Raw genomic sequence first — 20070 nt, forward strand, 5'->3', positions numbered from 1 at the left:
ACGGTACCCCCAGCGCTTTACCGTGTGCACTCGCATTTACCCCAATTCAACGCAAGCAAAACCAATTCCCCGAGGTTTGACAAAAATCCGGTCCAACTGCAAACTGGTATTACCAGTATGAAAACAAGAGGCCAAACTTCGTGAACACTTTGTCAGAGACCCGCCCCGCCAGCCTTTGCCTGCGCGCCCAGCCGCTGACCGCCGAGGCCTTTGCCGAGTTTGGCGAGGTCCTGGACAGCACAGGCCACACGCCGCTGCTCATCAACGATGGCATGACCGAGCGCTACCACGCCCTGGCCCGCGTGGACACGGGCGGAAGCGAAGGCCATGGGCTGATCAACCTGTTCCATGCCCGGCCCTATGCGCTGCCCCTGCGGCTGACCAGCATGGAGCGCCACCCCCTGGGCAGCCAGGCCTTCATGCCGCTGGATGCGCAGCCCTTCATCGTGGTGGTGGCCCCCCTGGGCGAACAGGTGGCAACCGGCGACCTGCGCGCCTTCATCACCGACGGCCGCCAGGGCGTGAACTACCGGCGCGGCGTCTGGCACCACTCGCTGATCGCGTTGAATGCGCCGGCGCGCTTCATCGTGATCGACCGTGGCGGCCCTGGCGACAACTGCGACGTGCTGCCCATCGGCGGCGCCGAGGGCGTTGTGCTGGACCTGGGCAGCGCGCAGGCCTGAATTCGGCCCGCCTAATGAACCAATGAACAAAGCCGCCCGAGGGCGGCTTTGCGCTGCATGGCGGCCGGCGGACTCAGGCCGGCACCAGAAAGTCCCGGCTGATGCCCTGGCCCAGGTCGTGCACGCGGTCCAGGAACTGCGTGAGATAGGCGTGCAGGCCCGTGGCCAGGATTTCGTCGATGCGCGCATAGCGCAGGTCGGCCAGCAGGCGGCCTGCCTTGCGCTGGGTCTCGCGCGACTGGCCGTTGGCCACGCTTTCCAGGTTGGCCACCACCTCCAGCAGGCTGGCCAGCAGCGAGCGCGGCATGTCGCTGCGCAGCATCAGCAGCTCGGCCACGCGCTCGGGCGTGATCACGTCGCGGTAGACCTTGCGGTAGACCTCGAAGGCCGAGACGCTGCGCAGCAGCGCGCTCCAGTGGTAGAAGTCGAACGGCGTGGCCGCCTTGCCCGATGCGCCGTTGCGTGCGCTGCCGTGGTAGTCGCGCTCGATGGCGTGGAACTTCACGTCCAGCAGGCGTGCCGTGTTGTCGGCGCGCTCGATGAAGGTGCCCAGGCGCAGGAAGTGGAAGGCCTCGTCCTGCAGCATGGTGCCCAGCGTCACGCCGCGCGACAGGTGCGAGCGGTGCTTGACCCATTCGAAGAACTGGCCCGGATCGCGCTCCCAGTCGCCCTCGGCCAGCAGGCGCTTGAGCTCCAGCCAGGTCTGGTTCTGGGTCTCCCAGGCCTCGGTGGTCAGGGCGCCGCGCACGGCGCGCGCGTTCTCCCGCGCAGCGCGCAGGCAGGAGGCGATGGACGAGGAGTTGCTCTCGTCGCACACCATGAAGTGCAGCACGGCCTCGCGCTGCACCTCGCCGTGGCGGGAGACGTAGGCGGGGATCAGCTCGCTGATGGACAGCACGCCCTGCCAGGCCTTGCGCGCCACCTGCGGCGCCTGGGGCAGCATGGAGGTGTCATAGGAGACGTTGAGCATGCGGGCGGTGTTCTCCGCACGCTCCGTGTAGCGGGACATCCAGTACAGATGATCGGCAGTACGGCTGAGCATTCAATGTCCTCCCTCGTTTGACTCACCGGCCCCCAGCACCCAGGTGTCCTTGGTGCCGCCGCCCTGTGATGAATTGACCACCAGCGAGCCCTCCTTGAGCGCCACGCGGGTGAGGCCGCCGGCCACCATGCGCACCCGGTTGCCGCTGAGCACGAAGGGCCGCAGATCGATGTGCCTTGGCGCGATGCCCTGCTCCACCAGGGTGGGGCAGGTGGACAGCGCCAGCGTGGGCTGCGCGATATAGCCGCCGGGATTGGCGATGAGCGCGCGGCGAAAATCCTCGATCTCGCCGCGCGAGGCGGCAGGCCCGATCAGCATCCCGTAGCCACCGGCGCCGTGGACTTCCTTGACCACCAGCTCGTCCAGGTGGTCGAGCACGTAGCGCAGGTCATCGGGCTTGCGGCACAGCCAGGTCGGCACGTTCTGCAGGATGGGCTCCTCGCCCAGGTAGAAGCGGATCATCTCCGGCACATAGGGGTAGACCGATTTGTCATCGGCCACACCCGTGCCCGCTGCATTGCAGATGCTCACGTTGCCGGCACGGTAGGCGCGCATGAGGCCGGGGCAGCCCAGCGTGGAGGTGGGGCGGAAGACTTCGGGGTCGAGAAAATCATCGTCCACGCGCCGGTAGATCACGTCCACGCGCTGCGGGCCGCGCGTGGTGCGCATGTAGACCACGTCCTTGTCCACCACCAGGTCCTGGCCCTCGACCAGCTCCACGCCCATTTGCTGGGCCAGGAAGGCATGCTCGAAGTAGGCGCTGTTGTGCATGCCGGGCGTCAGCACCACCACCGTGGGCTCGGGCGTGCCGGCCGGCGCGCTGGCGCGCAGCGTCTCCAGCAGCATGTCGGGATAGTGGGCCACGGGCTCCACGGGATGGCGCGAGAACAGGTCCGGGAACAGCCGCATCATCATGCGCCGGTTCTCCAGCATGTACGACACGCCCGAGGGCACGCGCAGGTTGTCCTCCAGCACGTAGTACACGCCCTCGCCCTGGGCATCGGCAGCGCGCACGATGTCGATGCCGGCAATGTGGGCGTAGATGCCGCCCTGCACCGCCAGGCCCCGCATCTCGGGCCGGTACTGGCTGTTGTTCAGCACCAGTTCGCGCGGCACCAGGCCCGCGCGCAGGATCTCCTGGTCGTGATAGACATCGTGCAGGAAGCGGTTGAGCGCGGTCACGCGCTGCACCAGGCCCGCCTGCATGCGCGACCACTCATGTGCGGGAATGACGCGCGGTATCAGGTCGAAGGGGATGAGGCGCTCGTTGCCGGCGCCGCTTTCGTCCTTGTCGCCGTAGACGGCGAACGTGATGCCGACGCGCCGGAAGATGATCTCGGCCTCGGCGCTGCGCGCTCGCAGCGTCTGTTCGGACTGGCGCGCAAGCCATTGCGCGTAGTCCTTGTAGTGCAGGCGCACATCGCTGCCGTCGAACGGCGTCATCGTGTACATCTCGTCAAATGGATGCATTCGTCACCTCCTGTCGCTGCATGTGTACGGGGTCTAGCAAGCTACGGGCCAGCCCTCGTATCGCACCAGTGTAGCGATAGGTAACCTCAATCCGGACAAGCGGTATCCAGCATATGCATCCTGTTCCGCCATCGGCGCACGCCCTATCCGCCCTGCCCCTGCGTGACGTGCACATCCCAATAGCGGCGCGCCCTTTCCCGCTCGCAGACCAGGTGCGCGGGGTCCGAAGAGCGCCAGTGCGCCGCGCCGCAGCGGGCCGACTGCACCACGCCGGCGCCATGGGCCTCATAGCGGCGCACCACCTCGGGGACAGGATGGCCATAACGGCTGCGATATCCCGCCTGCACCATGGCCCAGCGAGGTGCCAGGGCCTGCACCAGGGCGGTGCTCGATGAAGTGCGGCTGCCGTGGTGGGGCACCAGCAGCCACTGCACGGGCGTGAGGGCGCCAGCCCTTGCCAGTGACCGCTCCTGCGCAGCCTCGATGTCACCGGCCAGCAAGGCCTGCACGCCAGATGCCGAGCGCAGCAGCAGCACGCAGCTGCCCGCATTGGCATGGGCCAGCGCCCGTGCGGGCGGCAACAGCTCGCCGGCAGGCGGATGCAGCACCTCCAGCCGCACGCCATCCCATTCCCAGTGCTGGCCCGCCTGGCAGCGGCGCACAGCGCCCAGGCCGGCCAGCGCAGGGTCGAGGATCACGGAATCCGATCCCCAGACCTCCGCCTGCGGCTGCGCGGCCCGCACGGCCAACGCGCCGCCGGTATGGTCGCTGTCACGGTGGCTGAGCCACAGGGCATCCAGCCTCAGGCCCAGAGCCTGCAACAGCGGCACCAGCACCCGGTCGCCTGCGTTGCTGTCCAGGCCGTACTGCGGCCCCGTGTCATACAGCAGGCTGTGCCGCGCCGTACGCACCAGCACGGCATTGCCCTGGCCTATGTCCACGGCCATCAGATCGAACTCGCCATGCGCCGGTGACGGCGACGGCCACCACAGGGCCGGCAGGCACATGGCCAGGCCCCAGCAGCGCCATCCGGCAGGCACCGGCGCCACCAGCGCCAGGCCGCCGCACAGCGCAGCCAGCCCCGCCCACAGCGGCGGCTGCGGCAGTTGCACCACGGCCCAGGCCCACTGGTCCAGCCATTGCAGCAGCTCCAGCAGCGGGGCCAGCGCCAGCGCAGCGCCTGTCCACAATGGCGGCCACAAGGCCCCCAGCAGGGCCAGCGGCGTGACCACGAAGGTCACCCAGGGAATGGCTGCCAGATTGGCCAGCAGCCCCGACAGCGACAGCTGGCCGAACAGCATCAGGCCCAGCGGTGCCAGAGCCAGCGAGATGCGCCATTGCTCGCCCCACAAGGCCAGCGCACGGGCAGGCAGCGAAGGCCGCTGCGCGCCCTGCATGCGCGCATCGGTGGCCAGCAGCACGCCCACGGCCACAAAGCTCAGCCAGAAGCCGGCCTGCCACAGGGCCCAAGGGTCCAGCACCACGACCACGGCCAGCGCCAGGCACCACACGGCGGGCCAGGGCCAGCGCAGTCCGGCGCCGCGCAGCGCAGCCACGCTGGCCAGCATGCAGACGGTGCGCTGCGCAGGCAGTCCCCAGCCGCTGAACAGCGCATAGCCGCACGCCAACAGCACGCCGGCCAGCAGCGCCGCCTGCGGCGCCGGACACCACAGGCAGGCCCGTGCGCTGCAGCGCCACAGCCGCCTCACCACCAGTGCTGCCAGCCATGCGAACAAGGTGATGTGCAGGCCGGAAATGCTCATCAGATGGGCAACGCCTGTATGTCGGAACAGCGCCCAGTCATCACGCGCAATGGCCTGCTGGTCGCCCATGGCCAGGGCGGCCACCACACCCAGCATGCGCGGCGCATGGGCAGGGTCCAGGCCGATGCGCTGCAGGGATGCCGCAAGCGCGGATGTGCGGCCCAAGATGGCGTCGCGCATCTGCTGGCGCCAGCGCTGCAGGGCATGGCTGCCGGTGTCGGCCAGTTGGCGTGCAGCGGGCTGTTCGCGTACATGGCCCGTGGCCTGCACGCCCTGCTCCCACTGCCACAGCTCATAGTCGAAACCATGGGGATTGCGCGTGCCATGCGGGCGCTTGAGCCGCACGGTCAACGCCCAGCGCTGGCCGGGACGCAGGTCGGGCAGCATGGCAACACCTCTGGACTGCCGGCCCCGGGGGGCATACCAGGACAGTTCGATCAGTGCAGGAAACGGCGCCAAGACCTCTTCGCTGCCGGCGATCCGAGCCTGCTCCACCTCCATGCGCCAGCGCATGCCCTGGGCCAGGTTCTGGGGAAGCGATGCAACGACGCCGACGATGCGCAGGTCACGCCCCTCCAGCTCCGACGACAGCGCCTGGCCCGCAAAGTCCTGGGCCCTCCAGCCGGTCAACCCGCCCACCAGCAAGGCGGCGCAGACGGCGGCCCACAGGCGGTGTACACCACGGCCGCGCCGGCCTGCCCATGCCCGCAAGGCCAGGCCTGCCAGCCCCATGCCCGCCAAGAGCAGATACATCCACAGCGGCCACAGGTGCGACTGCGTGACCTGCCAGGCCGCACCGGTCACGCAACCGAGCAGCAGGGGGGTCAAGGAAGACGGCCAGAGGGTTCGGGCAGGTGTCGCAGCGTGCATCCACGCATGCTAGGAGCGTATGCCGCACAGCCACCATGCACCGCCTCAGATTCAGACAACAATCAGACTGGCGCACGCCCAGGCCCTGACGTGCCAGGGTGCACAGGGGCTGTGTCACACTGTCCGCCACCCCGGCACTGGTGCCGGATTTTTCATGTCTCGAAGGAATCAACGATGAGCGTTTACGAACAACTGAAGGCCCTGAACATCGAACTGCCGTCGCCTGCCATCCCGGCGGCGGCCTACGTGCCCTATGTGCAGACGGGCAATCTGGTGTTCCTGAGCGGCCATATCGCGCGCAAGGACGGCAAGGTCTGGGCAGGCCAGCTGGGCCGTGATCTGCAGACCGCCGACGGCCAGCAGGCCGCGCGCGCCATCGCCATCGACCTGATGGGTACGCTGCAGCATGCCGCCGGCGGCGACCTGGGCCGCGTGCGCCGCATCGTCAAGCTGATGTGCCTGGTCAACTCCACGGGCGACTACACCGAGCAGCACCTGGTGGCCAACGGCTGCAGCGAGCTGCTGGGCCAGGTCTTCGGCGATGCCGGCACGCATGCGCGCAGCGCCTTCGGCGTGGCCCAGATCCCGCTGGGCTCCTGCGTGGAAATCGAGCTGATCGCCGAACTGGCCTGATCGGCATGCCGCCGCACGGTGCCCTGGTACTCGCAGGCGGCTAGAAACTCTCCCATTGGCCATCCTCGGCCGCCGGTGCGGCAGGCCGGGGCGCCGAAGCCAGCTTGGGCGCTGTCGCCCTGGCGGCTGCAGGCTTGGCGGCAACCGAACGGGCAGGTGCGGCAGCAGGCGCAGGAACAGAGGCCGCCGCAGGGCGCCTGGGCATTTGCACCGCTGCCTGCGGCGCCGACCGTGGCGCCGGATGTGGCGCCAGGTGTGTCACCGGATGCGTCGCCAGGTGCCCCACCTTGAACACCGCCACCGTGCGCGACAGATGCTCGGCCTGCTCCCGCAGGCTTTGCGCTGCTGCCGCGCTTTGCTCGACCAGGGCCGCGTTCTGCTGGGTCATCTGGTCCAGTTGTCCCACGGCCTGGTTGACCTGGGCCACGCCCGCGCTCTGCTCCGAAGAGGCCGCCGTGATTTCGCCGATGGTGTCGGCCACGCGCTGCACGGACTGCACGATGCCGTCCATGGCGGTGCCCGCGTCGCCCACCAGGCGGGCGCCGTCCTCCACCCGCTCCACAGAAGCACCGATGAGCTGGCGGATCTCCTTGGCGGCCGCCGCACTGCGCTGCGCCAGCGTGCGCACCTCGCTCGCCACCACGGCAAAGCCCCGGCCCTGCTCGCCCGCGCGTGCCGCTTCCACGGCGGCATTCAGCGCCAGGATGTTGGTCTGGAAGGCAATGGAGTCGATGACGCCCACGATGTCGGCAATCTGCCGGCTGCTGTCGTTGATGCCCTTCATGGTCTGGACCACCCGGGCCACGACCTCGCCGCCGCGCTGCGCCACCTGTGACGCGCCGGCCGCCAGGCTGCTGGCCTGCTGGGCGCTGCTGGCGCTTTGCTGCAGTGTGCTGGTGAACTGCTCCATGGCGGCAGCCGTCTCCTGCAGGTTGCTGGAGGTCTGTTCGGTGCGCACGGACAGGTCGTGGTTGCCGGTGGCAATCTCGGCGCTGGCGATGGCGATGCTGTCCGTGCTCTGGCGCACCTGCTGCACCATGCCCGACAGCGATTCGCTCATGGCCTGCAGCGAGCGCAGCAGGTCGCCGAATTCATCGGATCGCTGCGCCTGCCCCTGCGTGCCGGTGCTCAGGTCTCCTGAGGCAATGCGCTCGGCCAGTGCGCTGGCCTCGGCCAGGGGCCTGCGGATGCTGGTGATCAGGAAATGCGCGCCGATGACGATGCACAGCAACAGGATCCCCACGGCCACGGCGGCAAAGGCCACGGTGAGCCTGCGTGAGGACGCCATCTCCTGCTGGCTGTCCCGCGCGGCCTGCTCCTGCATCTGCACGAAGTCGCGCAGCGACTGCAGATAGGCCGCCACGGCGGGGTTGTAGGACTCTCGGACCAGGGCCACGGCCCGTTCCTGCTGGCCATCGGCCTTGAGCTGGCGCGCCTGGCCACGCAGATCGGTCATGGTCTTGCGGGCAGCCGCAATCCTGGCCATCTGCGCCTTGTCGGCATCGGACAAAGGCATGGACTCCAGCGACTTCTGCACCTCAGTGATCCGCGCCGAGGTGGCGGGGATCACGTCTTTGAACTCGGCCTCAACGGCGGCATCACTGCTGACCACCACGGCCTGGGTGCGCGCCGCATTGGTTTCGGTCAGCCCCATCCAGCGCACGGCGGCCTGGACCCGCGCCTCCATTTCCCTGGCAACCGCCTCGGACTGCGTCTGCACCTGGGCCGAGCGGTAGCCCGATACACCCACGACTGCCATCAGCGCCAGCACGATGGCTGCCACGGCAATCCATAGCTTGTGCGCCATGCGAAGTCTCAACATCTTCAGTCCCCCTCATTCTTTTGGAAGACTCCATGTTGAGGCCTGCAATAGCCCCGGGAGTCCGGAAAAACCCACAGAACCCCCCCGCTTCGCTACCTTTGCAGCCGCGGGGATTCTGGTCGCGGACTCACTCCACCCGCGTCACACTGTGCGGCTTGAAGCCCAGGTCCGCCGACTTGCCCTTGCGCCCGCGCGTGCCGCGGGCGTTGTTCAGGCTGCGGATCTCCAGCGTCTCGCTGCGCTCCTTGCCGCCACGGCCCACGCCATCGATGCGGATGCTGCGCGTATAGGCGGCGGCACCGGCCAGGGTGTCCTTGTCCTCCAGGTCGAGCAGCATGAGTCCGCGCCCGCCCTTGGCCATGTGCTTGAGGCTGGCGATCTCGAAGGTGAGGATGCGCCCGCCCGTGGAGGCACAGATCACATGCGTGGCCGGCAGCAGCAGGCCCGCGCCCTGCTCGCCCTCCTGTGGCTCGGCGCGTGCGCCCATGGGCACGCCGTAGGCCGTGGACGGGGCGCACAGCGTCTCGCCGTCGGCCAGCGTGACGAAGGCCTTGCCCGCCTTCTGGCGCGAGACCATGTCGCTCACCATGGCCACGAAGCCGTAGCCGCCCGACCCCGACAGCAGCAGCGCCGTGCCCTCGGCACCGGCGAAGTAGTACAGGATCTGGGTGCCGGCCTCCAGCTCGATGAGCGTGGTCACGGGCTGGCCATCGCCGCGCCCGCCGGGCAATTGCGCCACCGGCACCGAGTAGATGCGGCCGTTGCTGCCGAAGGCCAGCAACTGGTCCACGGTGCGGCACTCGAAGGTGCCGTGCAGGCTGTCGCCGGCCTTGAAGCTCAGCGTGCCCGCATCGACGCCATGGCCCTGGCGCGTGCGCACCCAGCCCTTGTCCGAGATGATGACCGTGGTGGGTTCATCGACCACCTTGACTTCGGCGACGACCTTCTTTTCCTCCTGGATCAGCGTGCGGCGCGCATCGGCGAACTGCTTGGCATCGGCCTCGATCTCCTTGCAGATCAGGCGGCGCATGGTGCTTTCGCTGCCCAGGATGTCTTCGAGCTTGCCCTGTTCGGTACGCAGCTCCTTGAGTTCCTGCTCGATCTTGATGGCCTCCAGCCGCGCCAGCTGGCGCAGGCGGATTTCCAGAATGTCATCGGCCTGCCGTTCGGACAGTGCAAAGGCATCGATCAGCGCCTGCCTGGGCTCGTCGCTGGCCCGGATGATGGCAATGACCTTGTCGATGTTCAGCAGCACGGCCTGGCGGCCTTCGAGGATGTGGATGCGGTCCAGCACCTTGGCCAGCCGGTGCTGGCTGCGCCGCGTGACCGTGGTCTGGCGGAAGGCTACCCACTCTTCCAGCATCAGGCGCAGGCTTTTCTGCACCGGGCGGCCATCCAGGCCGATCATGGTCAGGTTGATGGAGCTGGACGACTCCAGGCTGGTATGCGCCAGCAGCGCCGTGATCAGTTCCTGCTGCGGCACCTTGCCGGTCTTGGGCTCGAAGACCAGGCGCACGGGCGCATCCTTGCTGGACTCGTCGCGCACGCCGTCGAGCACGGCCAGCATGCTGGCCTTGAGCTGGGTCTGTTCCTGGCTCAAGGCCTTCTTGCCGGTCTTGACCTTGGGATTGGTGATGTCCTCGATCTCTTCGAGCACCTTCTGCGCCGAGACGCCGGGCGGCAGCTCGGTCACCACGATCTGCCACTGGCCGCGCGCCAGCTCCTCGATCTTCCAGCGCGCGCGCAGCTTGAGGCTGCCACGGCCCGTGCGATAGGCGTCCTGGATGTCGGAGGCGCTGCTGATGATCTGGCCGCCACCCGGATAGTCGGGGCCGGGGATGATCTGGAACAGTTCCTCGTCGCTGAGCTGGGGCCGCTTGATCAGGGCCACGCAGGCGTCGGCCACCTCGCGCAGGTTATGGCTGGGGATTTCCGTGGCCAGGCCCACGGCAATGCCGCTGGCGCCATTGAGCAGGGCGAACGGCAGGCGCGCGGGCAGTTGCTGCGGCTCCTGCGTGCTGCCGTCGTAGTTGGGCACGAAGTCCACCGTGCCCATGTCGATTTCGTCGAGCAGCAGGCCCGTGATCTTGGACAGGCGCGCCTCGGTGTAGCGCATGGCGGCTGCGCCGTCGCCGTCGCGGCTGCCGAAGTTGCCTTGGCCGTCGACCAGCGGATAGCGCTGGTTGAAGTCCTGGGCCATGCGCACCAGCGCGTCGTAGGCCGACTGGTCGCCATGCGGGTGAAAGCGGCCCAGCACGTCGCCGACCACGCGTGCGCTCTTGACGGGCTTGGCCGCCGTGTTGTGGTTGGGACCGCTGTAGCTCAGGCCCATGCGGTCCATGGCGTACAGAATGCGCCGCTGCACGGGCTTGAGGCCGTCGGTCACATCGGGCAGTGCCCGGCCCTTGACCACGGACAGCGCGTATTCGAGATAGGCCCGTTGCGCGTACTGGCCCAGGTCCAGTGCATCGCCGGCCGCCTGTTGTGCCAGATCCAGAGAAGTTTGGTCGCTCATGAAGAAATTCGTGATCTCAAAAATTGCAATGAATGCCGCTCATCGCGGCGTGGGCAGTCCTGTGGGCAGCGTCATGCGCACCCGGGGCGTGGTGCCCGGCAACGCCGCTGCTGCAGGCGCTGCAGGGCCCGCGCGCTCGCGCCCGCCCTGCAGCTGCTCGTAGATGCCGAGCACGGCCTTCACGTAATTGCGGGTTTCCTGGAAGGGAGGAATGGCCTGGCCCGCGCGCCGCACGGCGCCCTCGCCTGCGTTGTAGGCGGCCAGCACCAGGTCCAGCCGGCCGGGGAACAGCCCCATCAGATGATTGAGGTAGCGTGCGCCGGCCGGCACGTTGACGGCCGGATCGGCCAATTGCTGCTGCACGCTGCGCTGGCGGCTGGCCTCCACGCCGAAGCGCTGGGCCGTGGCCGGCATCAGCTGCATCAGGCCGACCGCCCCCTTGGGCGAGATGGCCTGCGCGTCAAAGCCCGACTCGACGGCGATCACGGCCTTGAGCAGGTCGTAGTCCACGCCCGTGTGGTCCGCCGCCTTGCGCAGATGGCTGCGCACGCTCTTGTAGCGCGGCGAGATGTCGAAGAAGCTTTGCAGCCGCGTATGCGCCTGCAGCATGCGACCCGCATCACCGCTGCCGTGATCGTCGGCTGCGGCCTCGGCCGCCACCATGGGAGGCTTGAGCCCCTGCTCGGTGCTGTCATAGACCGAGCCGCGAAAGTACAGCCTGTAGCGCTCGTCCAGCGCCTCGGCAGCAAAGTGCGTGATGCCACGCTCGTCCACGAAGGCCCAGAGATCGGCATGCGCCGGCCGCGCCAGCCCCCACAGCGCCAGGGCCAGGCCCAGCGCCGCCAGCGCGCGCACCCCGGCGCCGCGCGCCGGGGGCGGGCGGTGCTTCAGGGCGGCGCGGAGCACAGGCATGGGTCAGATGTCGACTTCAATGGCGTCGCCATGGAGCTCCATGAGCTCGCGGCGCGCTGCGGCCTCGCCCTTGCCCATGAGCTTGGTGACGACCTGCTCGGCCGCCGCGAAATCCAGGTTCATGAACTGCACGGGCAGCAGGCGGCGCGTGTCGGGGTTGAGCGTGGTCTCCCACAGCTGCTCCGCATTCATCTCGCCCAGGCCCTTGAAACGGCTGATCTGGCATTTCTCGCGCGGCACGCCGTCCTTGGCCGATTTGTCCAGGATGGCGGTCAGCTCGCCCTCGTCGAGCGCGTACATCTTGGCCGCAGGCTTCTTGCCGCGCGCAGGCACGTCCACACGGAACAGCGGCGGCAGCGCCACATGGATGTGGCCGGCCTCGATGAGCTTGGGGAAATGGCGGAAGAACAGCGTCAGCAGCAGCACCTGGATGTGCGAGCCGTCCACGTCGGCATCCGAAAGAATGCAGACCTTGCCGTAGCGCAGGCCCGACAGGTCGGGCGTGTCGTTGGGGCCGTGCGGGTCCACGCCGATGGCCACCGAGATGTCATGGATTTCGTTGTTGGCGAACAACCGGTCGCGGTCCACTTCCCAGGTGTTGAGCACCTTGCCGCGCAGGGGCAGCACGGCCTGGGTTTCCTTGTCGCGGCCCATCTTGGCGCTGCCGCCGGCCGAGTCGCCCTCGACCAGGAAGACCTCGTTCAGGCTCAGGTCGCGGCTTTCGCAATCGGTGAGCTTGCCCGGCAGCACGGCCACGCCCGAACCCTTGCGCTTTTCGACCTTCTGGCCCGCCTTCTGGCGGGTCTGCGCGGCCTTGATGGCGATCTCGGCCAGCTTGCGGCCCCATTCCACGTGCTCGTTGAGCCACAGCTCCAGCGCGGGGCGCACATAGCCGCTGACCAGGCGCACGGCATCGCGCGAGTTCAGGCGCTCCTTGATCTGGCCCTGGAACTGCGGGTCCAGCACCTTGGCGTTGAGCACATAGCTGGCGCGCGCAAAGACGTCGTCCGGCATGAGCTTGACGCCCTTGGGCAGCAGCGAGTGCATCTCGATGAAGGCCTTGACCGCCTGGAACAGGCCGTCGCGCAGCCCGCTGTCGTGCGTGCCGCCGGCAGTGGTCGGGATCAGGTTGACATAGCTTTCGCGCAGCGGTGCGCCGTCCTCGGTGAAGGCCACGCACCAGGCGGCGCCCTCGCCTTCGGCAAAGCTGTCGTGGTGGCGGTCGGCAAAGCCCTCGCCCTCGAACAGGGGGATGACGGCCTCGCCATGCAGGCTTTGCTGCAGGTAGTCGCGCAGGCCGCCCTTGAACTGCCAGGTCTGGGTGTCGCGCGTCTTCTCGTTGACCAGGGTCACCGAGACGCCGGGCATGAGCACGGCCTTGCTGCGCAGCAGGTGCATCAGCTCGCCCATGGGCAGCTGGGGCGATTCGAAATAGCGGGCATCGGGCCACACGCGCACGGTCGTGCCCTGCTTGCGCTCGCCCGCGGCCAGCGGCCGCGACTGCAGGGGCTCGACAACGTCGCCGCCCGAGAAGGCGATGGTGGCCACCTTGCCCTCGCGGTGGATGCAGGCCTCGAGGCGCGTGGCCAGCGCATTCGTGACCGAGACGCCCACGCCGTGCAGGCCGCCCGAGAAGCTGTAGGCGCCGCCCTTGCCCTTGTCGAACTTGCCGCCCGCATGCAGGCGCGTGAAGACCAGCTCCACCACGGGCGCGTTTTCCTCGGGATGCATGCCGAAGGGGATGCCCCGGCCATCGTCTTCGACGCTGTAGGAGCCGTCGGAATGCAGGGTGAAGCGGATTTTCTTGCCGAAGCCGGCCAGTGCCTCGTCGGCCGCGTTGTCTATCACCTCCTGCAGCACGTGCAGGGGGTTGTCGGTGCGCGTGTACATGCCGGGACGCTGCTTGACGGGCTCAAGGCCCTTGAGCACGCGTATCGAGCCTTCGGAGTATTCGCTGGCGGAAGTGGGAGATGGTTTGACTGCCATGGGGGCGGATTGTAGTGCGCGGCCCGGCTCAGTGCTGGATACATTCACAGTCATTGACCGTGACCACCCCGTAAAGCCGCTGCCATCAAGGGCCGTGCTGGCGCATGGGCGACCCAGGCGACGCAGCGCAAAACCCGGAGTTTCGCTAAAGTTTGCCGCATGCAAAAAAACAACCAACCCATGTCCATGGTGCAGATACTGCTGTGCGGGGGCGCAGTCGTGACGCTGTCCATGGGAATCCGCCACGGCTTCGGCCTGTGGCTGCAGCCCATCACCCAGGAGATGGGCTGGACGCGCGAGTCCTTCGCGCTGGCCATCGCCATCCAGAACCTGTCCTGGGGCGTGCTCGGCATCTTCGGCGGCATGCTGGCCGACCGCTTCGGCGCCTTCCGCGTGCTCCTCGTCGGCGCGCTGCTGTATGCGCTGGGCCTGGCCGGCATGGCCATGGCGCCTACGACAACCTGGTTCGCCCTGATGGCAGGCGTGGTGATCGGCGCAGCCCAGGCCGGCACCACCTATGCCGTGATCTACGGCGTGCTGGGCCGCCAGATCCCCGTGGCGCGGCGCAGCTGGGCCATGGGCGTGACGGCGGCGGCAGGCTCCTTCGGCCAGTTCTTCATGGTGCCCGTGGAAGGCAGCCTGATCTCGAACTTCGGCTGGTCCAACGCCCTGCTGCTGCTGTCGCTGTGCGCGCTGATGATCATTCCTCTGGCCTTCGGCCTGCGCGAGCCGGGCTTCCAGGCCGGCAACGCCCGTCCCCTGCGCGACCAGAGCGCGGGCCAGGCCGTCGCCGAAGCGCTGCGCACGCCCAGCTTCGTGCTGCTGACGGCCGGCTACTTCGTCTGCGGCTTCCAGGTAATGTTCATCGGCGTGCACATGCCCAGCTACCTCAAGGACTACGGCCTGGCGCCGCAGGTGGCCAGCATCTCGCTGGCGCTGGTGGGGCTGTTCAACATCATTGGCACCTACGTGGCCGGCAACCTGGGCCAGCGCCTGCCCAAGCGCTACCTGCTGTCCACCATCTACTTCACGCGCTCGGTGGTGATCGTGCTCTTCCTGCTGGCGCCGCTGACGCCCTGGTCGGTCTACATCTTCTCTGCCGCCATGGGCCTGCTGTGGCTGTCCACCGTGCCGCTGACCAATGCCACCGTGGCCCAGATCTTCGGCGTGCAGCATCTGTCCATGTTGAGCGGCATGGTGTTCTTCAGCCACCAGGTGGGCAGCTTCCTGGGCGTCTGGCTGGGGGGCTATCTCTATGACCACACGGGCAGCTACCAGGTGGTCTGGTACCTGGCCATCGGCCTGGGCGTGGCCGCCGGCCTGCTGAACCTGCCCATACGCGAAGCCCCGGTGGCACGGTTGCGCGCGGCCCAGGCCGTTGCCTGACATGACGACATCCACCAGGCCCCGCCCACGCATCCTGCGCAGGCTGGCGCTGTGGGCCGCCGTGCTGATGGTGCTGGGCCTGGTCTTCATGCTCTACCTGCAGCCGCAGTTCATGCTGGGCATGGCAGACCAGATCTGGGCCTGCTTCTGAAATGGAAGCGGCAGCGGCGAAGGCCTGGCGGCACAATGTCGGCCGCTTTCACTTTATTTCCAAAATTGCACATGCACGCAGCCACGCCGCCCTCGCCCTGGATCCAACGCTGGTCGCACCTTCTGGCGCCCCAGGCCTCGGTGCTTGACGTGGCCTGCGGCCCGGGCCGGCACATGCGCTGGTTCCATGCGCGTGGCCACGAGGTCACCGGCGTGGACCGCGACGCCCAGGCCCTGGCCGGCCTGCAGGGCGTGGGCGAGCTGCTGTGCGCCGACATCGAAAACGGCCCCTGGCCCCTGCCCGGCCGGCAGTTCGGCGCCGTGGTCGTGACCCACTATCTGTGGCGCCCGCTGTGGCCGGCACTGCTGGACAGCGTGGCCCCCGGCGGCGTGCTGCTGTACGAAACCTTTGCCCAGGGCAACGAGGCCTTCGGCAAGCCTTCCCGCCCCGATTTCCTGCTGGCGCCCGGCGAGCTGCTGCAGGCCTGCGCGGGCTGGCACATCGTGGCCTACGAGCACGGCCAGCTGGGCGAGCCCGATCGCATGGTCCAGCGCATTGCAGCGCTGCGCCCCGACGCAACAGGCCGGGAACCCGTGGCCATGCTGGCGCATCAGAAGGCGTCAGGCTCCGCAATCGCCTGAATCCCTACAGGCGCCCGCCTTGGGCCTGCCTCAGACACTCGTTAGAATGATCCTTTCCCGTTTTTTCTTGCGGACATGACATCCTCCTCCGTCGCTCTCACTGGCAGCATCGTTGCCCTCATCACGCCCATGCACGAGGACGGTAGTGTTGACTACCCGGCGCTGCGAAAACTCATCGACTGGCATGTGGCCGAAGGCACGGACTGCATCGGCGTGGTGGGAACGACAGGTGAATCCCCCACCGTCAACGTGGAGGAGCACTGCGAAATCATCCGCGTGTCCGTCGAGCAGGCCGCAGGCCGCGTGCCCGTGATGGCCGGCTGCGGCGCCAACAGCACGCACGAAGCCATCGAACTGGCCCGCTACGCCAAGAAGGTCGGTGCCGACAGCCAGCTGCAGGTCGTGCCCTACTACAACAAGCCCACGCAGGAAGGCCAGTACCAGCACTTCAAGGCGATTGCCGAAGCGGTGGGCGACCTGCCGGTGGTACTCTACAACGTGCCCGGCCGCTCCGTGGCCGACATGCAGCACGACACCGTGCTGCGCCTGGCGCAGATCCCCGCCATCATCGGCATCAAGGAAGCCACGGGCAACATCGAGCGCGCCCAATGGCTGATCCGTGAAGTGCCCAAGGACTTCGGCGTGTACTCCGGCGATGATCCGACCGCTGTGGCCCTGATGCTGTGTGGCGGCCATGGCAACATCAGCGTCACGGCCAACGTGGCGCCGCGCCTGATGAGCGATCTGTGCAAGGCGGCCCTGGCCGGCGATGTGCGCACCGCCATGGACATCCAGCTGCGCCTGATGCCCGTGCACAAGAACCTCTTCGTCGAGGCCAACCCCATTCCCGTCAAGTGGGCCGCAGCGCGCCTGGGCCTGTGCGGCCCGGCCATGCGCCTGCCGATGACACCCCTGAGCAAGAACCTGGAAGCCACCGTGGAAGCCGCCCTGGGCTCCGCTGGCCTGCTGTGAGGCGCCCCGCCCCACCGCCACCGACCGAACGCACCAAGGATATTCGCGTGAAACAGCCCATTGCACGTCTGAGCCTGCTGAGCCTGGCCATCGGCCTGACAGCCTGCACGACCACGTTCCAAGAGAGCAAGATCGACTACAAGAGCGCCGGCAAGCAACAGGCGCCCACCCTGGAAGTCCCGCCGGACCTGACCCAGCTGTCCACGGATTCCCGCTATGCCGTGCCCGGCGGCGTGGTCTCCGCCGCAGCCATGGAAGCCAACTCCAAGGCGCAAAAGCCCAGCGAAGGCCGCACGGCCACCGTTGCAATGGGCGATGTGCGCATCGAGCGCAACGGCGAACAGCGCTGGCTGGTGATCAAGCGCCCGGCCGACCAGCTGTGGGAGCCCGTGCGCGACTTCTGGCTGGAAAACGGCTTCATCTTCACCACCGAAGACCGCCAGCTCGGCATCATCGAGACCGACTGGGCCGAGAACCGCGCCAAGATCCCGCAGGACGTGATCCGCAAGACGCTGGGCAAGGTCTTCGACGGCCTGTACTCCACCAGCGAGCGCGACCGCTTCCGCACACGCCTGGAGCGCTCGGCCGACGGCTCCACCGAGGTTTACATCACGCACCGCGGCATGCAGGAGGTCTACACCAGCGCACAGAAGGACCAGACCATCTGGCAGCCGCGCCCCTCCGACCCGGAACTGGAGACCGAATTCCTGCGCCGCCTGATGGTCAAGCTCGGCGTGAGCCAGGAACAGGCCGATGCCGTGGCCAAGGCCAACACCACCACGGCAGCCGCCACCGGCAGCGTGCGCATGGAAACCGCCAACGGACAGCCCGTACTGCAGATCGACGAAGGCTTTGACCGCGCATGGCGCCGTGTCGGCGTGGCCCTGGACCGCACGGGCTTCACCGTCGAGGACCGTGACCGCAGCCGCGGCATCTACTTCGTGCGCTATGTCGCGCCTGACGCCAAGGTCGAGCCCAAGGGCTTCTTCAGCAAGCTGTTCAGCCGCTCGCCCGATGCAGCCGCGCCGGTCAAGTACCAGATCCAGGTGCGCAGCGAAGGCGACAAGTCCACCGTCACCGTGCTCAACACCCAGGGCCAGCCCGAGACATCGGCCAATGCCCAGCGCATCGTGCGCGTCATCACCGACGACATGAAGTAAGCGAGCCTCTTTTCAGACCTTGGGGCGGCAGCGTCCGCCCTTGGCTTGCAGCCACCGCGCAGTCACTTGCCGGTGGCTTTTTTGCAGGACAAAAGCAAGGCGAAGACGAAAAAAAACCGCAGCCCGAAGGATGCGGTTCTTTCGCGGCAGAGGCCGAAACCTCTTCCATCGGCGAGGGCCGAATTACTGCTTGGTGGCTTCCTTGGCGGCAGCGTCGGCAGCAGCCTTGGCGGCGTCTGCAGCGGCAGCGTCAGCAGCGGGAGCAGGTGCTGCAGCGTCGGCGGCAGGGGCTGCGGGAGCAGCAGCGTCGGCGGCGGGAGCAGCAGGAGCTTCTGCGGGCGCGGGAGCGGCCGGTGCGGGAGCTTCAACGGCGGGTGCGGGAGCGGGGGCCGGAGCCTCTTCCTTCTTGCCGCAAGCGGCCAGAGCTGCAGCAGCGATCACGGTAGCCAGGATCAGAGAGTTCTTCATCACAGTTTCCTAGAGAGTAGGTAAGAAGACAGTACACAGGAGGGGCCCCGCCACTTGCGCCACCGGATGCGGGCAACCGGTACGCGGCGGCCAGGCCACGTCAAACACATTCATTCGACTTGGAGCGGATTATAGGGAGGTTTTCCCGAGGCTGACTGAAACTGACAACCCCTGAACAATTCCGCACAAATCCTCTTGCCAAGTCCGAATGGGGCAGCAAGAAACTGCCTTGGCGTCCACTGTGTAACAAAACCAGGTTGCTGTCAATTTACTGACGGACCCAAGACAATTCTTTACAAATCTATCGGAGTCCGCCATGAATCAGCAGAACGCTGTCAACGGTGAATGCCCGAACTTAGCATGACTGCGCCACAGCGTCTACCCGGTTCAGGACAGCGGCCCGCCTCGCACCCAGCCGGCATCGAACCAGGAGGACAGCAGCTCCAGCGCGTCATCGCTGGCCTTGGCCAGATCGGCGCGTGACAGGGCCCGCGTATCAGCCAGCCTGCGCATCAGGGTGGCATCGCGGCCACCGGCCAGATAGCTTTCGCCGTTGATGAAGATGTGTTTTGCGTCATACATCATGCGCGTGCGGCGGTCCAGGACCACGCTCTCGAACATGCCGTGTTCCTCGCCGTGCTCGAACCAGACATTGGCCTTGGGCTCGGTCATGTACTCGCCCAGCGCGCGCTCCAGCGCCAGCGGCTCGGCCAGCGCGCGCTCCAGCGCCTTGCGCGCGAAGTCGTGCAGGCTCGACGGAATCTCGCCCGGGGCCTCGACGGCGGGCTGGTCGGGATCGCGGTAGACCATGGGCGCTTCGGGTTCATCGGGCTCGTCGGACATGCGCAGCAGCAGCTCGCGGGCCAGTTCGTCGCGCGCGGGCGAGCGAAAGCCGATGGAGTAGGTCATGCACTCGCCCTCGGCAATGCCGTCATGGGCCCACTTGGGCGGCAGGTAGAGCATGTCGCCGGGCTCAAGCACGAATTCCTCTTCCGGCTCGAAATTCGAGAGCACCTTCAGCGGCACATCGGGCTGCAGCGACAGGTCCTTCTGGCGGCCGATGCGCCAGCGCCGGCGGCCATGCGCCTGCAGCAGGAAGACATCGTAGCTGTCGAAATGCGGGCCCACGCCGCCCTGGTCGGTGGCAAAGCTGATCATCAGATCGTCCAGCCGCGCCTCGGGCACGAAGCGGAACTGCTGCATGAGCTGGTGCACGCCGTCGTCGTGCAGGTCCACGCCCTGCACGAGCACGGTCCAGCCGGGCTTTTGCAGCGAGGGCAGGCTGCGGCGCGACAGCGGGCCGTGGCTGAGCTTCCAGCTGCCACCGTCGTGCTGCTGGATCAGGCGCGACTCCACACCGTCCTCGCCTGCCATGGCCAGCAGCCTGGCGCGGGGAATCAGGGGCTTGAAGCCCGGGATCGCCTGGCGCACCAGCAAGGGCTTCTTGTGCCAGTGGCGGCGCATGAATTGGGAAGCGGTAAGCCCGCCCAGCAGGGCAAGCGGTGTGTTGGTGTCCATGAAATGGTCCGAAGTGAGCGAAGAGACAGGGCGGCATTGTCCTATGCGGCCATTGCCCTGTCCTGGCGCCAGCGCAAG

At 67.6% G+C, this 20070-nt stretch carries 16 protein-coding genes; 7 read left to right on the forward strand and 9 right to left on the reverse strand.

All coding sequences use genetic code 11. The annotated features are described in order from the left end of the window. The first annotated feature begins 140 nt into the window (after positions 1-140). Complete coding sequence (locus tag A9976_RS22780) at positions 141-683, forward strand: ureidoglycolate lyase (RefSeq protein ID WP_183020890.1); 543 nt, start codon at positions 141-143, stop codon at positions 681-683. Positions 684-756: 73 nt separating this feature from the next. Here A9976_RS22780 and A9976_RS22785 read toward each other — a convergent pair whose 3' ends face one another. The 3 genes from A9976_RS22785 to A9976_RS22795 form a co-directional block, all read right to left on the reverse strand. Beyond that, complete coding sequence (locus A9976_RS22785) at positions 757-1725, reverse strand: alpha-E domain-containing protein (RefSeq protein ID WP_183020891.1); 969 nt, start codon at positions 1723-1725, stop codon at positions 757-759. Then, on the reverse strand, positions 1726-3195 hold the full coding sequence (locus A9976_RS22790; RefSeq protein ID WP_183020892.1) for a circularly permuted type 2 ATP-grasp protein: 1470 nt from the start codon (positions 3193-3195) through the stop codon (positions 1726-1728). Between the two features lie 143 nt (positions 3196-3338). Then, on the reverse strand, positions 3339-5828 hold the full coding sequence (locus A9976_RS22795) for a DNA internalization-related competence protein ComEC/Rec2 (protein WP_183020893.1): 2490 nt from the start codon (positions 5826-5828) through the stop codon (positions 3339-3341). Between the two features lie 174 nt (positions 5829-6002). Between A9976_RS22795 and A9976_RS22800 the strand changes: the two genes are divergently transcribed. Then, a complete protein-coding gene (locus A9976_RS22800; RefSeq protein ID WP_012206880.1) occupies positions 6003-6461 on the forward strand; it encodes a RidA family protein in 459 nt (152 codons plus the stop codon). A 40-nt stretch (positions 6462-6501) separates the two neighbouring features. On the opposite strand, the gene A9976_RS22805 is transcribed toward A9976_RS22800, so the two are convergent. The 4 genes from A9976_RS22805 to A9976_RS22820 form a co-directional block, all read right to left on the reverse strand. Beyond that, on the reverse strand, positions 6502-8283 hold the full coding sequence (locus tag A9976_RS22805) for a methyl-accepting chemotaxis protein (RefSeq protein ID WP_183020894.1): 1782 nt from the start codon (positions 8281-8283) through the stop codon (positions 6502-6504). Positions 8284-8410: 127 nt separating this feature from the next. Further along, positions 8411-10798 (reverse strand): DNA topoisomerase IV subunit A, encoded by a 2388-nt coding sequence (gene parC, locus A9976_RS22810; protein WP_183020895.1) that lies wholly within the window; start codon positions 10796-10798, stop codon positions 8411-8413. Positions 10799-10837: 39 nt separating this feature from the next. After that, entirely contained in the window at positions 10838-11710 is an 873-nt protein-coding gene (locus A9976_RS22815) for a lytic transglycosylase domain-containing protein (protein WP_183020896.1), read from the reverse strand. Positions 11711-11713: 3 nt separating this feature from the next. Further along, positions 11714-13696: a DNA topoisomerase IV subunit B gene (locus A9976_RS22820; RefSeq protein ID WP_183020897.1), complete on the reverse strand. Its 1983-nt coding sequence runs from the start codon at positions 13694-13696 to the stop codon at positions 11714-11716. A 180-nt stretch (positions 13697-13876) separates the two neighbouring features. On the opposite strand from A9976_RS22820, the gene A9976_RS22825 reads away from it, so the two are divergent. The 5 genes from A9976_RS22825 (at position 13877) to bamC (ending at position 18006) form a co-directional block, all read left to right on the forward strand. Further along, a complete protein-coding gene (locus A9976_RS22825; protein ID WP_183020926.1) occupies positions 13877-15082 on the forward strand; it encodes an MFS transporter in 1206 nt (401 codons plus the stop codon). Position 15083: 1 nt separating this feature from the next. Continuing rightward, positions 15084-15233: a hypothetical protein gene (locus A9976_RS22830; RefSeq protein ID WP_180319011.1), complete on the forward strand. Its 150-nt coding sequence runs from the start codon at positions 15084-15086 to the stop codon at positions 15231-15233. Positions 15234-15304: 71 nt separating this feature from the next. Then, positions 15305-15874 carry a bifunctional 2-polyprenyl-6-hydroxyphenol methylase/3-demethylubiquinol 3-O-methyltransferase UbiG gene (locus A9976_RS22835; RefSeq protein ID WP_183020898.1) on the forward strand — a complete coding sequence of 190 codons (570 nt, stop codon included), beginning with the start codon at positions 15305-15307 and terminating at the stop codon, positions 15872-15874. Between the two features lie 75 nt (positions 15875-15949). After that, positions 15950-16846 (forward strand): 4-hydroxy-tetrahydrodipicolinate synthase, encoded by an 897-nt coding sequence (dapA, locus tag A9976_RS22840; protein WP_012206888.1) that lies wholly within the window; start codon positions 15950-15952, stop codon positions 16844-16846. 47 nt (positions 16847-16893) lie between these two features. Continuing rightward, positions 16894-18006, forward strand: a complete 1113-nt coding sequence (bamC, locus tag A9976_RS22845) for an outer membrane protein assembly factor BamC (RefSeq protein ID WP_183020899.1) — start codon at positions 16894-16896, stop codon at positions 18004-18006. A 183-nt stretch (positions 18007-18189) separates the two neighbouring features. Here the strand turns inward: bamC and A9976_RS22850 are convergent, their stop codons facing one another. Both A9976_RS22850 and A9976_RS22855 read right to left on the reverse strand, forming a co-directional pair. After that, entirely contained in the window at positions 18190-18474 is a 285-nt protein-coding gene (locus tag A9976_RS22850) for a hypothetical protein (protein ID WP_012206890.1), read from the reverse strand. A 387-nt stretch (positions 18475-18861) separates the two neighbouring features. After that, a complete protein-coding gene (locus A9976_RS22855) occupies positions 18862-19992 on the reverse strand; it encodes a cupin domain-containing protein (RefSeq protein WP_183020900.1) in 1131 nt (376 codons plus the stop codon). Positions 19993-20070: the final 78 nt, after the last annotated feature.

It is taken from the genome of Delftia sp. UME58 (genome assembly GCF_014170385.1).
GTDB classification, from domain to species: domain Bacteria; phylum Pseudomonadota; class Gammaproteobacteria; order Burkholderiales; family Burkholderiaceae_C; genus Comamonas; species Comamonas acidovorans.